This is a genomic window from Ochrobactrum sp. A-1 (genome assembly GCF_022488005.1).
GTDB lineage: Bacteria > Pseudomonadota > Alphaproteobacteria > Rhizobiales > Rhizobiaceae > Brucella.
In genome coordinates, this window is sequence record NZ_JAKVQC010000007.1 from 983,162 (window position 1) to 1,003,934 (window position 20,773).

Below are 20,773 nucleotides of genomic sequence, written 5' to 3' on the forward strand. Positions count from 1 at the left end.
CCTGTTTATTCATAATGACCGGATCGGACGCGTGCGACTTCCTCATCCGTGAGGGAGTGCCATCGCGCTCTACGGTCCTGTCTTTCCGCTTCGCTGGTCTTGGGGATGAAAAGATTGCCTTCGGGCAGCGTGGCGCGGGCTTCCGTAAGGTCGCTCCACAGCAAGCCATCGCTACCTGCCAGAAACGCGGTGCCCCGCAAGCTCGCGCGATCCTGATCCGCCATGCGCCTTACTGGCACACCACTGAGATCAGCCTGCAATTGCAGCAGCGTATCGCTGGAGGAAAGCCCTCCGCCTGCCACCACTTCCCGCACAGGAACGCCAGCCACTTCCGAGCTCGCCTCCGCACAGGAGACAACCGAATGGGCAATGCCATCCAATATGGCATGAGCAAGATGCGCCCGGCTGTGTGCCATCGAAAGCCCGGTCAGTGATGCCCGACCATCCGGAACGATGTTCGGCTGGCGTAATCCCGTCAGGGTCGGCATGAAGAACAGGCCATCGGAAGACGGCACGGTTGCAGCCAGTTCGCTGATTTCCCTGGCATTCTCGAACCAGCGCATTTCATTGCAGAGCCAGTTGAGCGCCGATCCTGTTGTGGCGGCATAGGTCTCGACCGCGAAATGCGAGAGGTTCTCGCTCCGCCAGGCCGTCATGGTGAAAGTTGCTTCATAGAGGCCGGGATTTTTCGGCGTCTGCTTTCCGATCACAAGATCAACGAAGCTGCCCGTGCCATGCACGCACATGGCCTGCCCCGCATCGTGACAGCCAAGACCGACAAGACCGCCCAGCTGATCACCGCAGGACGCCTTGATCGGCACCCGAATGCCCAGAATATCCTGCCGCGTATAACCGAAATCGTCAGCGTCCTGCTTCAGCTTGGGCAACAGCTCCAGCGGAAAATCCTGTGCCTCAACCCAGTCAGTGAAATAGCGGTTCTCACCGAGAATATAGGCACCGGCAGAGGTCGCATTCGTCGGCGTGGTGACGGCTTTGCGTTCTTCTGACAGGTTCCAGAGCAACCAGGTGTCGACGGTGCCGAAAGCAAGCCTTTTTGCCTTCCATGCCTCGCGCACGGCGGGCGTTTCCTGCATATGGCGCGCCGCCCATAGATAGATCGCCCGTCCGCCCACAGGACGCCCGGCAAGCGACACGAGTTTCGCGTCCCATATGGCCCCGAGCGGTTTCAGCTCTTCGGCATAGCGTGAATCCTGCCAGACCATGGCCGGGACCAGCGCCCGACCCGTTTGCGTATCCCACAGAACACCGGTCGCGCGCTGCGTGGCGATTGCCATTGCAGCGATTTCCACGCCAGCATCACGCGCCGCAGCAATCGTCTTGCCGCACACTTCGATGGTCTTTTGCAAAAGAACATCGGCGTCCTGTTCCACCACGTTATGACGCGGGGAAGAGACGGCAAGCGTCGTGTAATTGACGGCGGAGACCGAACCGTCGGCCGCGACAAGCGCGGCCCTGGTTCCGGACGTTCCTTCATCAATGGCCAGAATGGCCTGTTTGCGTCCGTTCACATTATCCTCCGTTGTTACCGGTCGCCTTCGAACTGCGGCGCATTCGGCTCGTCATCCGGGCTGACCTTGGTACGGGTCGGGTCCCACTGAATGATCGAGCAGATGATACAGGCAATCAGCGGAACGACCGACAGGATCAGGAACGTCGGGCCGAGGCCGTAATTCTCGCGGAAGAGCGGGAAAACCAGCAGCCCAAGCGCCGCGCCCATGGCGCCGAGGGCACCGATGATGCCGTTGGCGCCTGCACGCAGCTCGCTACGGAACGAGAGCGACGACAGGCTCTTGCCGTTTGCGCCCGGACCACCGGAATGGAACAGGATGAACAGCGAAGGCACGATCACCGCAAGCCAGGTCGGCATGGTGTCATGGAACAGCCCCATGATGACCAGCATGACGAAGACCGCACCGAAGCCGATGGCGGAAGCCTTGCGCAAGCCAAGTACGCGCCCGATGACCGGCGAAGAGAAACCGCCGATGATGCCGAAGACGTTGAACACCAGCGTGCCCAGCATGGCATAGAGGAAATCCTTGCCGAACAGCGCCGCACTGATGAGCGGCAGGTACCAGCCCACGGCAAAATACTGGATCGACTGCCCGATCTGGACGGTTGCGGCAAGAATGGTGCGCGGCAGATAGATGCCACGGAAAATCAGGGCGACATTGGCAATGCCACGGCGAGCCTGATTGAGAACCGGCAAACGGTCTTCCGGCAGGGCGGCAACGAAATCACGCTGATAGATACGGGTCATCGCACGGGCGGCCTCTTCCAGCCTTTCCTTGCGGGCAAGCCAGATCGGGCTTTCAACCATGAAGACGAGCTGCAGCATCATGATCGCGAAAGCGAAGACACCGGTTGCCGCGACCGAATAGCGCCAGATCGAGTCACCGACATCCCAGCTATAGAACAGCATGGCCAGAAGCACATTTGTACAAACGGCTGTGTACCAGATGCCCTGCCAGGTGTTGAGACGGCTGCGCAGGCGCGCCGGTGTGAATTCGGCGAGCACGGCCATCGCAATGGCAAAATCGATGCCGTAAGCGGCGCCCACGAAGAAGCGCCCCATAAGAATAACTTCATAGGAATGGGCCGTCATCACCAGCACCGCACCGATGAGGGCGATGAACTTTGCGAAGACCAGCGGGCGCATGCGGCCCCAGCGGTCGGCGATCCAGCCACCAATCGGATTGAATGCAATCGCTACCCACGAAGCGAAGGAGGTCATCAGCGCGACCTGCGCCGCATCCAGTCCCAGATCGCGTGTCATCGGCCCAAGCCCTGCGCTCAACGCCGAATTGGCGAAGGCATCAAGGAACAGGCCACCGAGGGCAAGCCACCAGATAATACCGGCGCGGCCTCGAATACCGTCATTCGCATCAATGTAGGAAATAATATCCGGCACGCCCCTCAGGGCTATTTTACTACCGTGCATTACGGCGTCCTCCCAACGTCGCTAAGACATCTGCAAGAGGACTTATCCGGATTCCAGACGCAATAAGACCACCCTTGCAGATGGTCTTAAATCTTCAGTCTGCATTTACGGTTATAGACGGTTCGGACAGCTTGTCAATCCACACATACGCTGACTATCCACACCCAGACTGAGAAGGCAGCGCCGAATGACCGGCGCCGCCTCGCAAAGCTTCAGGCCACGTTCAGAACGCTTTCGGGCGCAAAAGCCTCATAGCCCAGCGCTTCCGCGACGGGTCTGTTGGTGATGCGTCCCTTGTAGACATTCAGGCCGTTGCGCAGATGCTTGTCCTCGGCAAGCGCCCTTAGACCACGATCGGCAAGCGCCAGACCGTAATGAAGGGTCGCATTGTTGAGGGCGTGGGCAGAAGTTACGGGAACGGCGCCCGGCATATTGGCCACGCAGTAATGCACGATCCCGTCCACTTCGTAAGTGGGATCGGAATGTGTCGTGGCATGGGAGGTCTCGAAGCAACCTCCCTGATCGATAGCCACGTCGACGATAACCGCACCCTTCTTCATGCCCGACAGCATTTCATGGGTGACAAGCTTCGGCGCTGCAGCACCGGGGATCAGCACGGCGCCGATGACGAGATCGGCAGAGAAGACTTCGTCTTCCAGCGCCTGAATGCTGGAATAGCGCGTGTGAACGCGACCGGCGAATATATCGTCGAGCTGGCGCAGACGCGGCAGCGAGCGATCAAGAATGCATATGTCGGCGCCAAGGCCCGCTGCCATTCTGGCTGCATGAAGCCCGACGACGCCACCGCCGATGATCGTGACTTTTGCCGGAAGTACGCCGGGCACACCGCCCAGCAGAATGCCATGGCCGCCATTTGCCTTCTGAAGCGCTGTCGCACCCGCCTGTATCGACAGGCGACCCGCCACTTCCGACATCGGAGCGAGCAACGGCAGTCCGCCGCGATCATCCGTTACGGTTTCATAGGCAATTGCCGTTACGCCGGAGGCAAGCAGCCCCTTGGTCTGTTCCGGGTCGGGCGCAAGATGGAGATAGGTGTAGAGAAGCTGGCCTTCGCGAAGCTGCACCCATTCGGAGGGCTGCGGCTCCTTGACCTTCACGATCATGTCGCACTTCTCGAAAATGTCTTTTGCAGAAGCGGCAATTTTCGCGCCAGCGGCGATGTAGCTGGCATCATCGGCACCAATACCGGCACCTGCCTTTGTTTCAATCCAGACTTCGTGGCCATGAGCCACATATTCACGAACTGCGGCGGGGGTCAGTCCGACACGATATTCATGGTTCTTGATTTCCTTCGGGCAACCGACACGCATAAGCGTTCCTCTCATTTTTTGCCCACTTGCCGTGGGTCGTTGTCGATCCGAAAATGAGAACACCTGCGGCTCGCAATGTCCTTGCAAAGAAGATTTGCCCGTCCCGTCTTTTTGGTGAATTATTGCGCAAGTGATCCTCTTTTTCGAAGGTTCTTCGAATGAGCAATCTTGATCCTATCGATCTTGCAATTCTCAGGACATTGCAGGCCAATGCACGCATCACCAATGCAGAACTTGCGGAGAAGGTTGGACTGTCGCCTTCAGCCTGTTCGCGCCGCCTCGATATTCTTGAAAAGAGCGGTGTGATCGCGGGCTATCACGCCCGCCTTTCCCAGAAGGCGCTCGAGTACCGGATGATTGCGATTGTCCATATTTCGCTTTCGGGACAATTCGCCAAGACGCTGTCCGAATTCGAGGCGGCGGTGAAACGGTGTCCTAACGTACTGGTCTGCTACCTCATGTCGGGCGAATATGACTATATTCTGCGGGTTGCGGCGCGCGATCTGGAAGACTATGAGCGCATCCATCGCGACTGGCTTTCGGCTCTTCCGCATGTTGTGAAGATCAATTCCAGCTTTGCCCTGCGTGAAATTATCGACAGGCCGAATGTCGGGCTCTAACTGTTTATTTTGACGCGCATCTTTTCCGAAAACCGTTTCACACTTTTCAGGATGCGCTCTAGATTGAACTTTTCGAGTCCCTGATCGTTGGAGCCATGCTGCAGTTCACCAGAAGAGTTTTGCAAGAGGCCGGTTGGGGGCTACCCGCCTCGGTCGCCTTGCATCTGATGCTGGCATTGCTGTTTCTGGTCCGCCTTCCGGAGCTTCCCTCGCCCGCTGCCGAACAAAGCGTCAATGTGGAGCTGGTTCAACCGCCGCCCCCTGAAAAGAAGCCGCAGCCAAAGGCACCAAAGACACCGGAACAGGCCGCTCCTCCACCGCAACCGCAGGCGTTCGAGTCCGCGGCAGCTAAACAGGAAGTGAAATCCCCCCCGGAGCAGGACCTGCCGCCCACGACACCTGAAGAGACGCAAAAGCCGGACGAGCCCTCCGAGGCTGATGCGGCAACGGATGCTGAGCAGGCTAAGGAAAAACCATCCGAAACCGGTCAGATCGCGGCAGCTGAAGAAAAGAAGCCACCCGCACCACAAGAAAAGCCAGCTACGTCCGAAAAACTTCAAAAGGCGCAGGATCAGAAAGCCGACGCTCCCAAACCGGCGACGCCAGCCAAAAAGCTGACGCGAGCGCGCGAAATCTATTCGAAGGATGCCATGTCCGATCCGCGTGTGAAACAGGCGCTGGGCAAGCTCGCGCCCAACGACAGGATCATCCAGATATGCGGTATCGAGGCGCTCGAACAGGTGCGCCGCCATCAACCTGGCGCGTTTCCGGATATGCTTGCGCGTGAAGGCGGTTCCGTTTCAGCAACTGGCCTGACGGTCAGCGACGGCGCCTTTCGTAGCAAGCGCAAATGGTATGCTATCGATTTCACGTGCAAGGTCGATGCGGAAACGATGGTGATCGACACTTTCAGCTACAATATCGGACGGGCCATTCCCGAAGGAGAATGGGCCAGAAGGCAGCTTCCAAGGGATTAGCATCAGCGATTTCAAACTGCCCTTTGCACGGCCCAAATGAACATGCGTGTAGCCGCAACAAGTGTTGCAACGCACCACACTTCGGGCTTTAGTAGGAACCGCACACCTTCCCCATGGAGATTTTCGCTGCGCGGCATTGATTTCAGCTCCTGGCAAAGTCTGACAGCCACTTTGTTGGGCCTCGCACTTTTTACGCTGATCGGCGTTGGCATCCGTCTGCTTATGATGTTGACGATACAACAGCGACGCGAGCGCATGAATCGCCAGATCAACGAACGGCTGAAGACACTCATCGCTGCCTATAAGACGCTTGGCGGTTCGTTTACGGGCGACCTTTCCGTCGATCCGCGCCATTTGCGCGAGTTACGGCATCCACCGGAGACGGAAGAAGCCGAGACGGTGGAGATCGTTGCGCATTCCGAGCGCCGCCGGCGTATTCGCGATTCTGTCGAGGCGGCGCTTTCGGATGTTCTTCTTCTGGGGACGGAAGAGCATGTAAGGCTTGCAGAAAAGGCGGCCCGCGAACTGGTGGCAGGACACCCGGTTCATACGGGTGAGCTGGTCACGTCATTGCGCAATTTCATTCGCACCGCCCTTGATCTTGATCCTATCCCGCTGGATCTGCAAATCCCGTCTCAGGGTCCGACACGACCGTCGAGCGGCAGTGGACGCGGCAAGGATGACCGCGCGAAGGGCGAAGGCGGGAAAGGCGGCGGCATGGGAATGGGAGGTGGCATGGGCGGCGGTATGGGACTTGGGAGCACCAACGACGATGAGACGGGCTTGGGACATCGAACATGAAAATGTCGTCTATGCGATGTATCACCATCCCGTCATTTTCAAACCAGAGCGCACTCCGAAAAACGCAAAGCGGCCTTCGGAAAAAGATGCGTGTAAAAACAAATGGATAGAGCATTCCTGATGATTCAAAAAAACAGGAAATGCTCTGGACGGCATAACTGAAATCCAAGGAGACTGGCATGACTGTGCATTTTGCCCCGCAACTGACCGTGTGTGGAATTCAGGAACTACCCGAACAGCGGACGCGCAAAGTCACCCATGTTCTTTCGCTGGTCGATCCGGACCTTCCGGAACTCGATGCGTTTCAGACTTTCGAGCGACATCATCGCGTGACGTTGCGTTTTCATGACATCATCAATGCCGCCGACAACCACACAATGCCGACGCCAGATCATATGAGTGCGATCCTCCAGTTCGGCTCGGAATTCCTTGCCACGCAAAACCCGGAAGCGCCAAGCCATCTGCTGGTCCATTGCCACATGGGCGTGTCGCGCTCGACGGCGGCTATGGTTTCGCTTATGGCGCAGGCCAATCAGGACGAGACGGCCGAAAGCCTCTTCACCCGCCTTGTCGCCATTCGCCCGCAGGCCTGGCCGAACTCCCAGATGATCGAGTTTGCGGACGAACAGCTTGGGCGTAAAGGCGAACTGACAGCCGCATTGCGCAGGCATTACGGGCGCCAGATCGAGCGGAACCCCCAGTACAGCGAATGGATGACGACGCTGGGGCGTCATGCCGAACTGCAAATGGCAGTGCGGGACTAGAGCGCATTTCGATCTGTTCGAATCAGATCGACGCTCTACCTGTTCGTTTTGACGCGCATCTTATTCCGAAAACCGTTTCACACTTTTCGGGATGCGCGCTAATTCGGCACTTCAAAGCATATTGTTCAGCTTGAACCTTCTTCCCCGGCGAGTTTCGTAACCTTGCCGGGAGGCGTCAGAGGTTCAGGGACAGGAACGCCGGTAAGCAGCTGATCGGCACCGGAATAGATGTCGCCCTGCACCTGCGCCGTCAGCCGTTCGGCATCGCGCATGCGAATATCGCGCAGCGTGTCTTCTGCGACCACCTCGTCCAGCCCAAGCTCGCAAAGAGCTTCCTTTCCGAAAAGGAGCGCGGATTCGAATGTTTCGCGCAGCTCGAAATCCACTCCTGCCTTGAGCAATTCGATGGAATGCGTGCGATCATAGGAACGCACCATGAGCTTTGCCGCCGGGAAATGGGACTTGACCAGCTCGACGATCCGATTGGCCGTCTTCCGGTCGTCCACGCAGACCATGATGATTTCGGCTTCGTCCGCGCCTGAGTGATGCAGGATGTCGAGCCGCGATCCGTCGCCATAGAATATCTTGAAACCGAACCGCCCGGCTTCACGGATACGGTTGGGATCGGCTTCGATAATCGAAACATCCGACCTTTGTGCGAGCAGCAATTGCGATGCGATTTGCCCGAACCGCCCGAAGCCGATCATCAGTACACGGCCCTTGAGATTGTGCGCGGCTTCAATGCCTTCGAGAGACGGCGCTTCCTCACGCAAAAGCCGGGAACCCAGAATAAGAACGAATGGCGTCACAGCCATCGACAAAATGATGACGGTTGAAAACAGGGCGTTGTCTCGCGCGGAAATCAGCCCGTTGCCGAATGCCGACGTATAGAGAACAAAGGCGAATTCGCCGCCCTGCGCAAAGAGCAGTGTCCGTTCGAGCGCCGAATGATGGCTGGAGCCGAAAATACGGGCGACGGCATAGATGCCGATTGCCTTCGTAATCACATAGGCGACAAGGAAGATGAGAACCGACGGCCAATCCGATGCAACCACGCCAAGATCGAGCGACATGCCGACTGCCAGAAAGAACAGCCCCATCAAGAGCCCCTTGAACGGCTCGATGTCGCTTTCAATCTGATGCCGGTAACTGGAACCGGACAGCATCACCCCGGCCAGGAAGGCGCCCATTGCCATGGAAAGCCCGCTCGCTTCCATCAACAAGGCAGCGCCAAGCACGACGATCAAGGCGCCCGCTGTCAGAACCTCCCGTGTCCGGGCCCGCGCCAGCAACGAAAAGAACGGATCTAGCAACCAGCGCCCGACAGCAATCAGCAGCAAAATGGCGCCAATGGCTATCGCAATACCCAAAACCCCGCCAGATTCATGCTGAGCAGGTGAAAGAAAGGCGACAAGTGCCAGTAGCGGTACGATCATGAGATCTTCGAGCAGGAGGATGGAGACGGCCTTCTGGCCATCCGGCGTGGCTATTTCCCCCCGCTCCTGCAACATCGACATAATGACGGCCGTGGAAGACAAGACGAAGCCGGAGCCGGCAATCAGGGCTGTTATCGGCGACAAGCCCAGAAGAACGCCCGCGCCGGTGAGAAGGGCAATGCAGCTCAGAACCTGTGCAAGACCGAGACCGAATATCTGCTGCCGCATTGTCCAGAGCTTGCCGGGACGCATTTCAAGTCCGATGACGAACAGGAACATGACCACGCCAAGCTCGGAAAAATGCAGGATCGTTGCGGGGTCGGTGAAGAACCCGAAAACCGACGGCCCGACCAGGGCACCGGCAGCGAAATACCCCAGCACCGAACCGAGACCAAGCTTCCGAAACAGCGGCACCGCCACGACACCGGCGGCAAGCAGAACCACAGCAGGCCCAAGTGTCTGTCCAAGTCCTTCAGTCGCCATAGGGTCTCCGTGTCGGGATCGGTTTGTTCTGTTTTCCTAATATAACAAGTCAATAAAAACTGAACAATTACCACATCTCCGTCAACCGTATTGCCAGATATCAAGGGGGCAGGACCTATTAATTTGGTGAAAATGGTACGAGGCCATCCGTTTGGACACGAGGAGAAAAGGCGAAGGAAATGTGGTTCATTTCCGAGCTTTTTCGACGAAGTAGCCGGGCGGATGGATCACATCCTCTGGACACCTAAATAACGCGCGATCTGCTGGTGTCGTTTCAGGCGCCATTTCCATCAAAAGGTCCTGACCCTAAACCGGTTTTGCCAGCAGGCCGGTCGCGAGTGACTGAAAGGCCTCAATCGCCTTGGAAAGAACGGCTTTCGGATCGTCGCTGGCAGCAATCCAGAGCGCGGCGTTCAGTGCAGCGCCGTTGAGCAATCGCGCGGCGGCTTCCGGGTCAACCGGTTTCAACACGCCTTGCTCGATCAGCTTCGCCATCTTCTGCCGCGACGCTTGCAGACAGCTATTCTGGCTCGGCCATTGTGATGGATCGCCGAGAAACGCCGGTCCATCAAGCAGCACGATGCGCTGGATATCCGGATCGAGCGCCATCTCTATATAGGCCACACCTTCCGCGAGAAGCTCGTCCCACAGATTATCTGCCCGCGTAGCAATCGCTTGCGCACGCGCAGCCATTTCGCTGTCCATTTGGCTAACCACGGCTGCCAAAAGCCCACGTTTGTCACCAAAATTGTGATAGAGCGCACCGCGCGTCAGGCCCACCTCAGCGGTCAATTCATCCATTGAGGCGGCGGCGTAACCTTTTTCCGCAAAAGCTTTCCGGGCCGCTGCAATCAGCTTCACCCGGTTTTCTTCCATCGCCTTGATGCGCAGGTTCACCGCCATTGTCACACCCATTTTTATATACGATACGTATATGAATTGACATACAGGCCGTATATGTGCTGTTTAATATACATGGCGTATATCAAATAAACCGACCGCTTGTGAAGCCACCAACGGGTAAATTCTCCCAGCGACCCACGCCGTAACACGACGAAGGAAAACGAGAATGACAAAAAGAGAGGCTATCTTTCCGGCCAACCGCCATGCCCTTTATGAAGCGCACGGTTATTCCGCCGCGATCCGCTCAGGCGATCTGGTTTTCGTCTCCGGTCAGGTTGGAAGTCGCAACGACGGAACACCTGAACCAGACTTTGGAAAGCAGGTTCAGCTCGCTTTCGAAAATCTTGAAGCAACGCTGAAGGCTGCCGGTTGCACCTTCGACGATATCATCGATGTGACCACCTTTCATACCGATCCGGAAAACCAGTTCGAAACCATCATGCAGATCAAGAACCAGATTTTCAGCAATCCACCTTTTCCCAACTGGACAGCGATTGGCGTCAACTGGCTTGCCGGTTTCGACTTTGAAATCAAGGTCATCGCACGCACAACAGGCAATCTCTGAACCGTTACGCCGGAACGGTCGATCCCGTTCCGGTCGCTCCCCATGCGCCCTCAATTATAATTTGATTTGCAATTCAAACTATTTTATGCCTTAATCATTGCATGATTTCAGACTCTCCCCGTTCCCAATTTGGTATTCGCTTTTCACTGCTGGCGCGACGCTGGCGGCGTGCGCTTGACATCCGGCTTGCCGAAGCCGGACTGACCGATGCGACCTGGGTTCCCCTTGTCCATCTTCACCAGACAGGAGGCGGCCTGACGCAAAAGGAACTGGCTGCTCTGGTTGGGATAGACGGCTCCAGCCTCGTGCGCCTTCTCGACATTCTATGCCGTCAAGGCCTGGCGGAACGCCGCGTCGATGAAAGGGACAGTCGTGCAAGGTTGGTCCATCTGACGGCGCAAGGGGAAAAGCGGGTCGCCGAAATTCGTCAGGAACTGGCAAAAGGCGAGAAAGAAATGCTTGCCGATCTGTCGGACGATGACATTGCAACCATACTTCGCAGCTTCGACAGCATCGAGCACCGGCTGTCGCAGATACAATCCGACCGCGAGCAGGACCCGGAACAATGAAAACGGACGGATTTCTTTCCGGGCGGCGCCACGCCGCCTATAATCTTTTGAAGCCGCAGCAGTTTCGGGAAAGCATTGCCCTTGCTGGCCAGCCTTCACTCCGAAACTCGTCGCTTGCCGGGCTTCAGGCTGCCGCCACCGTCGCTATCGCGCTTCCGCTGGTCAGCCTGTCCTCGTGGTCGCATCTGATCGGCTTTGCTTCGCTTGGCTCACTTGTCGCATTGTTTGGCCGGTTCGCTCCGGAGGCAAAACGCGAATGGATCGTCTTCCTGTGCGCGATTTGCCAGACGCTCGCGGTATTTTTCATGTCGCTCGCCACATGGGTCGGCTTGCCCCTGCCCGGCCAGCTTGTGCTGCTCGCACTTTCCGCGGGCATCTTCTCTTTCATAACCGTCACCGGAAAATTCGGGCCGCCCGGCGCGCTCATATTCATCTTCGCAGCCGGTGCCTCCATGGCGCCGGTCGGATCGCTGCATGATGTCTTCGAGCGCACCGACGCGACGGCAATTGTCTCGGCTCTCGCCTGCCTGATCTGTGCCCTGACCGAGAAGTTTCGTCATCAGGCGTCGCCGGAAAGACCGTTTCCGTCCGAGCCGTCGCGACCGGCCGCTCACCGGCTTGTTGCCGCTGGTCGGATTGCGCTTGGTGCCGCAATTGCTGCCCTGACTGCCCATGCTCTGGGTGCTACGCATCCCGCCTGGGCGGCCATGGGCGCTGTCGCCGTGATGCAGGGTGCGCATCTGCACATCAGCATGAACCGGGCCTTGCAGCGCATGGCGGGCACTCTTCTGGGCGCTTTGATTACATGGCTGGTGCTTGCGCAAGGGCCTAGCCTCTGGTCCGTCATTGCAATCCTGGCCGGACTGCAATTCGCTACCGAAGTCATTATCGGCAGCAATTATGCGCTGGGACAGATTCTGGTGACGCCGATGGCGCTTTTGATGACCTATCTGGCGACACCGGGAGTGCCGCACGACGGCATGATTTCCGAACGTATCCTCGATACATTTCTGGGTGCGGCTCTGGCGATCATCTTCGCGGTAATCTGCTCTAATCGGGATGACCGCATTTTTCTCGCAGAGCATCGGGCTCGAAATTAATCCCGCAAAGAAAAAGGCGCCTTGCGGCGCCTTTTTGCTAACTTACCAATCGGCCCAGCCATATCAATATGCAGGCACCGATAAAGCCCGCGATCAGATAGCCCAGCCAGCCGCCGAACGAAACACCGAGAAATCCGAAGATAAAACTCGCTACGGCTGCGCCGATGATACCGAGTATGACGTTCATGAATATCCCGGTATTGCTGTTCATGAAATTGGAGGCAATCCAGCCGGCCAAACCGCCGATGATGATTGCCGCAATCCAGCCTATTCCTGCGCTTCCCATCGGGAACCCTCCTGATTACAATCCGGCGGGTACTTTGCCGCCATTATCCTTGAGTTTCTGGATGACCTGCTTGTGCAGCCAGACATTCATGGTCGCGGAATCGCCCGTATCGCCGGTATAGCCCAGCTCCTTGGCGAGCTCCTTGCGGTGTTCCAGGCTGCTGTCGAGGCCAAGGGCCTTCATCAGATCGACGATCGAAGTCTTCCAGTTGAGCTTCTGACCGCTTTTGGCAACAGCAGCGTCCAGAATGGCGCCAACATCGACGGCGCCCGTCGAAGCGGGTGCGGATGCGGATGGCGCCGGAGCGGCGGCAGTAGGTGAAGCGGTTGGTGTCGGCGCAGGCTGTGCAGCCGTTTCCGTCCCAGGAGTAGCCGCTTGTGCCTCTCCCCAAATGGCGTTCTTAATCTTATCGAAAATCCCCATAATGAACTCCAATCGTTGAAAATCGATATGCCCCCAAACTCCCGATTTGTGACGACCGGAAACCTGGACACAGCTGATCATCCGGTGATTCCCGGACAAACGCTCGAAGTAAATGAATCTGAAGCGGTTTTGTTCCCGACAAAGTTGCAGATGCGTCAGCTATCGGTCAGTTGAGACTTTGCAACAGTCTTGACGACCCAGTCCGCGAAGACGCGGAGGCGGTTGCTGAGATGCCGATTTGGTGGGTAGACCAGATAGATCGGCATCGGTTCGATTTCCCATTCCTGCAGGACAGGGCGCAACGTGCCGTTTTCAAGATCCTCGCGCACCATGAACAATGGTGCCTGCACCACGCCGAGCCCTGCTCGCGCGGCGGCGAGATAGGTGGTCGATTCGTTCGCCGCCACCACGTAGCGCCCGTTGACCTCGATTTCCTCCGTCCCCTTTTTGAAACGGAAGGGCATCTGCTGGCCCGTCGAGGGCCGGAAATAGCCAACCACCGTGCAGTTACGGCTCAGATCGGAAGGATGGAGCGGCGTGGAACAACGGTCGAGATATTCGGCGGAAGCACAGGCAGTGAAATGCATGTCGCCGATGCGGCGCGCAATCAGCGACTGGTCGGTCAACTCACCGATACGAATGGCGCAATCGACATTTTCCGCCACATAATCGACAGGCCGGTCCGATACGCCGAGATCGATCTGGATATCGGGATAACGCTGGTGAAACTCGATCAGCGCCGGAATGATGATGAGATTGGCGACCGCGCTCGCCATTTCAACGCGCAGCCGACCTTTCGGCAAGGTCTGGGCACTCGACAGGCTGCCGTCAAGCTCCGCGAGATCGGCCAGCAAACGCGCTGCACGCTCATAGTAAAGCGCGCCGTCCGGTGTTACGAGAACACGGCGGGTTGTACGATTAAGGAGTTTTGTACGCAGATGGGCTTCCAATCCCTGGATGAGATTGCTGATCGTCGCCTTGGGCATATTGAGCGAGGCGGAGGCGCGCGTGAAGTTACCGGTTTCAACAACCCGGAGAAAAGCGCGCATGGCCGAAAGCTGGTCCATTATCAAAAAGCCGTCATTGTTCGAGATTCTGGACAGTGTAACCAATTATAGGGGACTATTCCAGTCTATAGACAATGATAATATCTAAACATGGCGGTTTGCCGCTATACATGAAGGCCAGGAAAGATGTGTGAGAAGTTTACGGTTGAGACAATGCAGGCGGGTAACACCAACTGCACGGCGCGCATTTATAAGGGCGCCAAATTGCTCTCTCCGCCGCCGGTGGTGTTGCACCTTCACGGTGGGGCTTTCTCGGTCAACTGCCTTGGCGCTTGCGAACGCGTTGCCGAAACACTTGCCGAGGCAGGTGCGGTGGTCGTCTCGCCGGAATATTCGTCGGCCTGCCTCAACCCGTTCCCGGCGGCGCTTGAGATAGCCTACTCCATTCTGACTTCGATGCGCGAGCGTTGCCGTGAATTTGCGCACAAGAAGTCGATGCTGTTCGTCGCCGGTGAAGAGGCGGGCGGTAATATTGCTGCCGGCGTGGCCCTCATGGCGCGCGATCAATATCTGACCGATCTCAAGGGTCAGATACTGCTTTCGCCCATGCTCGACCCCTGCCTCGCCACGGCGTCTTTCCGCAAATATTGCCCGGAAAGCGCCGTCCAGACGATGTCGGATGGCTGGCAGCATTATCTGGGCGAGTGTGCGGGTTTCACCCACCCCTATGCTGCACCCGCCTTGTGTACGCGTCTTGCTGGCCTGGCACCCACTTTGCTTGTCACCAGCGCCCAATGTCCGATGCGCGATGAAACGCAGGCCTATGCCGAGCGTCTCCGTCAGGCGGGCGTGAAGGTTCAGTCTCATGTCCTGCCCGGAAAAGCCGGCTGGATACCCGAAAACAAGGTGGCGGGCACCGACTGGTCGCCACAGGAACATAAACTTATCGACCTGTTTGCCGATTTCTTCCGGCAGGCAGGAGCAAAGCCAATCGCAGCATAACATCAGTTTTGAAGTCCTCCCAAGCTTTGATCTGATGCTCACATTGAAGCCGGCCCCCACCGGTTAGGAGATACAACAATGACATCGATCACAGCCCGCCGGGCCCTCTGGGGCGCCGGCCTGAGTATCCTATTGTCTGCAGCCGGCGGCGGCGCCATTCTCTTTGGTGTTCCGCACCTCAAGGCCGACGCCGCAACCGATATTTCCGCTCCGCCGCCTGCCGTACCGGTTTCGGTCGCCAAGGCGGAATCGCGACGCATCGTGAGCTGGGAAGAATTTTCCGGTCGTCTGGAAGCGATTGACCGGGTTGAAATTCGCCCGCGCGTCGGCGGCGCTATCCTGAAAGCTCATTTCCGCGAAGGTGCGCTGGTAAAGCAGGGCGACCTGCTCGTCACCATCGATCCCGAGCCCTATGCGGCGGCAGTCGAAAAGGCGAAAGCGCAGGTTTCAGCCGAAGAAGCCCGCGTTGCGCTGGCCAAAACGGAACTGGAACGCGGGCGTCAGCTCGTGACCACCCGCACCATTGCCCAGAGCGGCCTCGACCAGCGCTCCAGCGCCTATGACGAGGCGCAGGCAAGCCTGCGTTCCGCCAAGGCAGCACTTCGTTCATCCGAGCTTGACCTTCAATATACGGAAGTGCGCGCGCCGATTTCCGGTCGCGTCGGACGGCTGGAAGTCACGGCGGGCAATCTGGTTGCCGCAAGTTCCGCCTCGCCGGTCCTGACCACGCTTGTTTCGGTCGATCCGATCTATGCAAGCTTCAGCGCCAATGAGGAAGTCGTCACCAAGGCGCTTGCCAAGCTTGCCGCCTCACCCGGCGGAAGTGCCATCGAGCGCATTCCCGTCCAGATCGGCACCGCTTCCGATGAAGGCACTCCGATTTCCGGCCATATCCAACTCATCAACAATGAAGTCGATGCCACGACCGGCACGATCCGCGTTCGCGCGGCAATCGACAATCCGGATGGAAGGCTCATACCGGGCCAGTTTGTCCGCATTCGTTTCGGCGAACCGGAACCGGATGAAAAACTGGTAGTGAGCGACCGGGCGATTTCTTCCGACCAGGACAAGAAATTCGTCTTCGTGGTCGGCGCGGATAACAAGGTTGAATACCGGCAGGTGGTGCTCGGTCGCAATTATGACGGCCTGCGCATTGTCGAAAGCGGGTTGAAGCCCGGCGAGAACATCGTCGTCAACGGCCTGCAACGCATTCGTCCGGGCGTGGTCGTCGTACCGCAGCCTGTCACCGAAACACTTGCCAAGAATTAGTTGAAACGGCGCGTCTTACGGCGCGCGCTAGACGCAAGAACTCAGCCTCATCAACCCGCGAGAACGCTAGTTCCTGCGGGACAGGAGAGTCTTTGCCTTCCCGCTTAAGGGGGATAAACAGATGAACTTTTCACGCTTTTTCGTCGACCGCCCGGTCTTCGCTGGCGTTCTGTCGGTCCTGATCTTCGTTGCCGGTCTGATCGGCATGACAGGTCTGCCGATCTCGGAATATCCGGAAGTCGTGCCGCCGCAGATCGTGGTCCGCGCCCAATATCCCGGCGCCAACCCGGCTGTTATTTCCGAAACCGTCGCAACGCCGCTTGAAGAACAGATCAACGGTGTCGAAGGCATGCTCTACATGCAGAGCCAGGCGACCGCCGATGGCGTCATGACGCTGACCGTCACTTTCGCGCTTGGCACCGATCCCGATCAGGCCCAGCAGTTGGTGCAGAACCGTATTTCGCAGGCCGAACCACGCCTGCCGGAAGAAGTGCGCACGCTGGGCGTCACAACCGCCAAAAGCTCGCCCGATCTCACGCTTGTCGTTCACCTTATTTCGCCCGATGGGCGATATGACGTGAACTATCTGCGCAACTATGCTGTTTTGAACGTCAAGGACCGCATCGCCCGCGTTCCGGGTGTCGGTCAGGTGCAGATATTCGGCGGTGGTGATTATTCGATGCGCGTCTGGATAGACCCGCAGAAGGCTGCCGAGCGCGGACTTTCCGCAAGCGACATCGCCAATGCCATCCGCCAGCAGAATGTTCAGGCCGCTGCCGGTGTCATCGGTGCATCGCCGTCGGTTTCGGGTCTCGACCTTCAGCTTTCTGTCAATGCGCAAGGCCGTCTCCAGTCACCGGAAGAATTTGCCAACATCGTTGTAAAATCGGGCAGCGAAGGTGAAATCACCCGGCTGGGCGATGTTGCGCGCGTTGAAATGGGGGCTGCTGATTATTCGCTGCGCTCGCTGCTCGACAACAAGCAGGCTGTGGGCATGGGCGTGTTCCAGGCCCCCGGCTCCAATGCACTTGAGATTTCTGAGAACGTCCACGCCGCCATGGCCGATCTGAAGAAGACCATGCCGGAGGGTGTGGATTTCGACATCGTCTATGACACGACGGCCTTTGTGAAAGCCTCCATCGAGTCGGTCGTTCACACACTGCTCGAAGCCATCGTGCTGGTGGTGATCGTCGTCATCCTGTTCCTGCAGACATGGCGCGCCTCGATCATTCCGCTGGTTGCCGTTCCCGTTTCCATCGTCGGCACGTTCGCGGTCATGTATGTGTTCGGCTTCTCCATCAATGCGCTCAGCCTCTTCGGCCTTGTGCTTGCCATCGGCATTGTGGTCGATGACGCCATCGTGGTGGTGGAAAATGTCGAGCGCAACATCGAACAGGGCCTGTCGCCGGTCGAGGCAACCTATCGCGCCATGCAGGAAGTGTCCGGGCCAATCATCGCCATTGCACTGGTGTTGGTTGCGGTCTTCGTGCCACTTGCCTTCATCACCGGCCTGACCGGCCAGTTCTACCGTCAGTTCGCTCTCACCATCGCGATCTCGACGGTGATCTCCGCGTTTAATTCGCTGACGCTTTCGCCTGCTCTGGCAGCCCTGCTGCTGCGCGGTCACGATGCGCCGAAGGATCGGCTTACCCGCATCATGGACAAGGCGTTCGGTTGGTTCTTCCGTGGCTTCAACCGGTTCTTCGGTGCAAGTTCGGAAGCCTATGGACGCGGTGTTGGCAGCATTCTCTCGCGCAAGTCGCTGGTCATGGGTCTCTATGTCGTGCTGCTTGGCGTCACCTTCGTGCTATTCCGTGCGGTGCCCGGTGGTTTCGTTCCGGCACAGGATAAGCAATATCTGATCGGCTTCGCGCAATTGCCGGATGCGGCAACGCTCGACCGTTCGGAAGATGTGATCCGCCGCATGAGCGACATTGCCCTCAAACATCCGGGCGTGGCCAATGCCATCGCCTTCCCCGGCCTGTCGATCAACGGTTTCACCAACTCGTCGAACTCCGGCATCGTTTTCGTGACGCTGAAGCCGTTCGAGGAACGTAAAACCCCGGACCTTTCAGCCAATGCAATCACGGCAGACCTGAACCAGCAGTTCGGTGCCATTCAGGATGCTTTCATCGCCATGTTCCCGCCGCCGCCCGTTCAGGGTCTCGGCACGACAGGCGGCTTCAAGCTTCAGCTTGAGGATCGCAACGGACTTGGCTTCAAAGCGCTTGACGATGCGACCAAGGCGTTTCTCGCCAAGGCTTATCAGACACCTGAGCTGGCCGGTCTCTATTCGAGCTACCAGATCAATGTGCCGCAGCTCTATGCCGATCTTGACCGCACGAAGGCACGTCAGCTTGGTGTGGCGGTGACCGATGTGTTCGAAACCCTGCAGATTTATCTGGGTTCACTCTATGTCAACGACTTCAATGCCTTCGGGCGGACCTACAGCGTGCGCATTCAGGCCGATGCGAATTATCGCAGCCATGCCGAGGATATCGGCAAGCTGAAGGTTCGTTCGCAGTCGGGCGAGATGATCCCGCTGTCGGCTCTTCTGAAAGTCGAGCAGACCGTGGGTGCAGAACGCGCCATCCGTTATAACGGCTTCCTTTCCGCCGATATCAACGGCAACCCGGCTCCCGGCTTCTCGTCCGGTCAGGCTCAGGCTGCCATCGAACGGATCGCGGAAGAAACCCTGCCTCCGGGCATCGCTTACGAGTGGACCGACTTGACCTACCAGCAGATTCTGGCTGGCAGTTCCGGTTTCCTCGTTTTCCCGCTGGCGCTGCTGCTGGTCTATCTGGTGCTGGCTGCACAGTATGAAAGCCTTGCCCTGCCGCTTTCGATCATCATGATCGTGCCAATGGGGATCATGGCGGCGCTCACCGGCGTCTGGCTGACGGGAGGTGACAACAACGTCTTCACCCAGATCGGCTTGATAGTCCTTGTGGGGCTATCGGCGAAGAACGCGATCCTGATCGTGGAATTCGCCCGCGAGCTGGAATTGTCCGGACGAAGTGTCGTGCAGGCTGCAGTCGAGGCAAGCCGGTTGCGTCTGCGCCCGATCCTGATGACTTCGATGGCCTTCATCATGGGCGTGGTGCCTCTGGTGACGTCAACCGGCGCCGGTGCTGAAATGCGCTCGGCCATGGGTATCGCGGTCTTTGCAGGCATGATCGGCGTGACGGCTTTCGGTATCTTCATGACGCCGGTGTTCTATGTGCTGATCCGCAAGCTCTCCGGCGAACGTCCGCTGAAGCATGCAGGCGCCAAGATTGAAGCCCCGCATCTGGCGCCGGGGGAATAATCCGGAGTCTTCCCTTATGTCCAAACAGAAGGGCCGGAGCAATCCGGCCCTTTCTCCATACAACTTGTGGACTGGCATCCCGCCGTCGCGATATCGCCCGAATCTCATTTTTTAGGAGGGGCTTGTCCGATGCATGAAGGAGAAGATTGTTGCAGAAACCCGGTTTGCTTGCCCTCGCCCTCGTTGTCACAGCATTGACTGCATGTTCCGAAACGACACCCCGCCCGTCGGCAAGTACCGCTCCTGCCAAACCGCCCGTCGATCCGACACCCATCACCGGCAACTGGTGCAGTTCCGATGGCCAGCGGTTCTCCATTTCCGGCGAGCGTTTCGATAGCCGCGACAGCCAATGTTCGGTCACGCGAATGAACAATTACGAAGGTACGTTTACCGTGGCCATGTCCTGCACCGCCAACGGCCAGCACTCGAACGAAAACATCACCATTTCACCTGTCGGCCAGTCCCTGCATATCTCGTTCCTGTCGCTCGGCGGCAAGCGCGCAGTGGTGAGCCGCTGCTCTTCCTGAGCGAGCCGAAATCACATTAAGGCAAAACCATGATTTGGCGCGATTTTCGCGCCAAATACGTTTTTGCGACGAGAACCAATACATTCCACCATAGAAATCTGTGGCGAACGCCCGGCGAAATCATGGCCAAAATACGGCGTATGGCATTTTAGGGGTGATGTGATGCGACAGGACGATCAGGCTCTGCTAAACTTGCCGTTGCAATGCCACATCCAAACTGAAGGGAGACAGACATGAAAGTCGTATTCGTGACTACCGCTGTCCTCGCTCTGTCGGTTACAGCGGCGATGGCAGACTGCACCTATCATAGTGCCCAATCCTCCACGAAGATGGAGAAGCCTCAGACAACTGCCAGCATTCAGACAACGGCACCCGAACAGAAGTAATTGCCATATCTTCATTTGTGACGATCGTTGCCATGAGCAACAATCGTCACAAATTTTT

Annotated in this window: 20 protein-coding genes; 12 read left to right on the forward strand and 8 right to left on the reverse strand. The window is 57.7% G+C overall.

The genetic code is table 11. The features are described 5' to 3' along the window. Window positions 1–5: 5 nt before the first annotated feature. The 3 genes from MKS82_RS22670 to ald form a co-directional block, all read right to left on the reverse strand. Complete coding sequence (locus MKS82_RS22670) at window positions 6–1,529, reverse strand: FGGY family carbohydrate kinase (protein ID WP_109988060.1); 1,524 nt, start codon at window positions 1,527–1,529, stop codon at window positions 6–8. A gap of 14 nt (window positions 1,530–1,543) precedes the next feature. Next, window positions 1,544–2,959 carry an MFS transporter gene (locus MKS82_RS22675; protein ID WP_109988061.1) on the reverse strand — a complete coding sequence of 472 codons (1,416 nt, stop codon included), beginning with the start codon at window positions 2,957–2,959 and terminating at the stop codon, window positions 1,544–1,546. 212 nt (window positions 2,960–3,171) lie between these two features. Further along, entirely contained in the window at window positions 3,172–4,290 is a 1,119-nt protein-coding gene (gene ald, locus MKS82_RS22680) for an alanine dehydrogenase (RefSeq protein WP_109988062.1), read from the reverse strand. Window positions 4,291–4,448: 158 nt separating this feature from the next. Here ald and MKS82_RS22685 point away from each other — a divergent pair, with 158 nt between their 5' ends. The 4 genes from MKS82_RS22685 (at window position 4,449) to MKS82_RS22700 (ending at window position 7,452) form a co-directional block, all read left to right on the forward strand. Continuing rightward, the gene (locus MKS82_RS22685) at window positions 4,449–4,910 is read left to right on the forward strand and encodes an Lrp/AsnC family transcriptional regulator (protein WP_109988063.1); all 462 of its coding nucleotides are present in this window, start codon (window positions 4,449–4,451) and stop codon (window positions 4,908–4,910) included. Window positions 4,911–5,005: 95 nt separating this feature from the next. Continuing rightward, entirely contained in the window at window positions 5,006–5,887 is an 882-nt protein-coding gene (locus MKS82_RS22690) for a DUF930 domain-containing protein (RefSeq protein WP_109988064.1), read from the forward strand. Window positions 5,888–5,923: 36 nt separating this feature from the next. Then, window positions 5,924–6,688 carry a hypothetical protein gene (locus MKS82_RS22695; RefSeq protein WP_240579304.1) on the forward strand — a complete coding sequence of 255 codons (765 nt, stop codon included), beginning with the start codon at window positions 5,924–5,926 and terminating at the stop codon, window positions 6,686–6,688. Window positions 6,689–6,867: 179 nt separating this feature from the next. Next, window positions 6,868–7,452, forward strand: a complete 585-nt coding sequence (locus MKS82_RS22700) for a tyrosine phosphatase family protein (protein ID WP_240579305.1) — start codon at window positions 6,868–6,870, stop codon at window positions 7,450–7,452. Between the two features lie 125 nt (window positions 7,453–7,577). Here MKS82_RS22700 and MKS82_RS22705 read toward each other — a convergent pair whose 3' ends face one another. Both MKS82_RS22705 and MKS82_RS22710 read right to left on the reverse strand, forming a co-directional pair. Beyond that, window positions 7,578–9,371 (reverse strand): monovalent cation:proton antiporter-2 (CPA2) family protein, encoded by a 1,794-nt coding sequence (locus MKS82_RS22705; protein ID WP_109988066.1) that lies wholly within the window; start codon window positions 9,369–9,371, stop codon window positions 7,578–7,580. 306 nt (window positions 9,372–9,677) lie between these two features. Beyond that, on the reverse strand, window positions 9,678–10,274 hold the full coding sequence (locus MKS82_RS22710; RefSeq protein ID WP_109988127.1) for a TetR/AcrR family transcriptional regulator: 597 nt from the start codon (window positions 10,272–10,274) through the stop codon (window positions 9,678–9,680). Window positions 10,275–10,440: 166 nt separating this feature from the next. Between MKS82_RS22710 and MKS82_RS22715 the strand changes: the two genes are divergently transcribed. The 3 genes from MKS82_RS22715 (at window position 10,441) to MKS82_RS22725 (ending at window position 12,508) form a co-directional block, all read left to right on the forward strand. Further along, entirely contained in the window at window positions 10,441–10,839 is a 399-nt protein-coding gene (locus tag MKS82_RS22715; protein ID WP_109988067.1) for a RidA family protein, read from the forward strand. Window positions 10,840–10,940: 101 nt separating this feature from the next. Next, the gene (locus tag MKS82_RS22720; RefSeq protein ID WP_109988068.1) at window positions 10,941–11,408 is read left to right on the forward strand and encodes a MarR family winged helix-turn-helix transcriptional regulator; all 468 of its coding nucleotides are present in this window, start codon (window positions 10,941–10,943) and stop codon (window positions 11,406–11,408) included. Further along, a complete protein-coding gene (locus tag MKS82_RS22725; RefSeq protein ID WP_240579306.1) occupies window positions 11,405–12,508 on the forward strand; it encodes an FUSC family protein in 1,104 nt (367 codons plus the stop codon). Before MKS82_RS22720 ends, MKS82_RS22725 begins: the two co-directional genes overlap by 4 nt. 37 nt (window positions 12,509–12,545) lie before the next feature. Here MKS82_RS22725 and MKS82_RS22730 read toward each other — a convergent pair whose 3' ends face one another. From MKS82_RS22730 to MKS82_RS22740, 3 genes are all read right to left on the reverse strand, one after another. Further along, entirely contained in the window at window positions 12,546–12,794 is a 249-nt protein-coding gene (locus MKS82_RS22730) for a GlsB/YeaQ/YmgE family stress response membrane protein (protein WP_010659353.1), read from the reverse strand. A 15-nt stretch (window positions 12,795–12,809) separates the two neighbouring features. After that, a complete protein-coding gene (locus MKS82_RS22735) occupies window positions 12,810–13,217 on the reverse strand; it encodes a DUF3597 domain-containing protein (protein ID WP_109988070.1) in 408 nt (135 codons plus the stop codon). A 155-nt stretch (window positions 13,218–13,372) separates the two neighbouring features. Further along, window positions 13,373–14,284 carry a LysR family transcriptional regulator gene (locus tag MKS82_RS22740; protein WP_109988128.1) on the reverse strand — a complete coding sequence of 304 codons (912 nt, stop codon included), beginning with the start codon at window positions 14,282–14,284 and terminating at the stop codon, window positions 13,373–13,375. 126 nt (window positions 14,285–14,410) lie between these two features. Here MKS82_RS22740 and MKS82_RS22745 point away from each other — a divergent pair, with 126 nt between their 5' ends. The 5 genes from MKS82_RS22745 (at window position 14,411) to MKS82_RS22765 (ending at window position 20,715) form a co-directional block, all read left to right on the forward strand. After that, window positions 14,411–15,226 carry an alpha/beta hydrolase gene (locus MKS82_RS22745; RefSeq protein WP_109988071.1) on the forward strand — a complete coding sequence of 272 codons (816 nt, stop codon included), beginning with the start codon at window positions 14,411–14,413 and terminating at the stop codon, window positions 15,224–15,226. Window positions 15,227–15,304: 78 nt separating this feature from the next. Beyond that, the gene (locus tag MKS82_RS22750) at window positions 15,305–16,495 is read left to right on the forward strand and encodes an efflux RND transporter periplasmic adaptor subunit (RefSeq protein WP_176038224.1); all 1,191 of its coding nucleotides are present in this window, start codon (window positions 15,305–15,307) and stop codon (window positions 16,493–16,495) included. A 121-nt stretch (window positions 16,496–16,616) separates the two neighbouring features. Further along, window positions 16,617–19,802, forward strand: a complete 3,186-nt coding sequence (locus MKS82_RS22755) for an efflux RND transporter permease subunit (protein ID WP_109988073.1) — start codon at window positions 16,617–16,619, stop codon at window positions 19,800–19,802. A gap of 149 nt (window positions 19,803–19,951) precedes the next feature. Continuing rightward, a complete protein-coding gene (locus MKS82_RS22760; RefSeq protein ID WP_109988074.1) occupies window positions 19,952–20,329 on the forward strand; it encodes a hypothetical protein in 378 nt (125 codons plus the stop codon). Between the two features lie 233 nt (window positions 20,330–20,562). After that, the gene (locus MKS82_RS22765) at window positions 20,563–20,715 is read left to right on the forward strand and encodes a hypothetical protein (protein ID WP_155723819.1); all 153 of its coding nucleotides are present in this window, start codon (window positions 20,563–20,565) and stop codon (window positions 20,713–20,715) included. Window positions 20,716–20,773 lie beyond the last annotated feature (58 nt).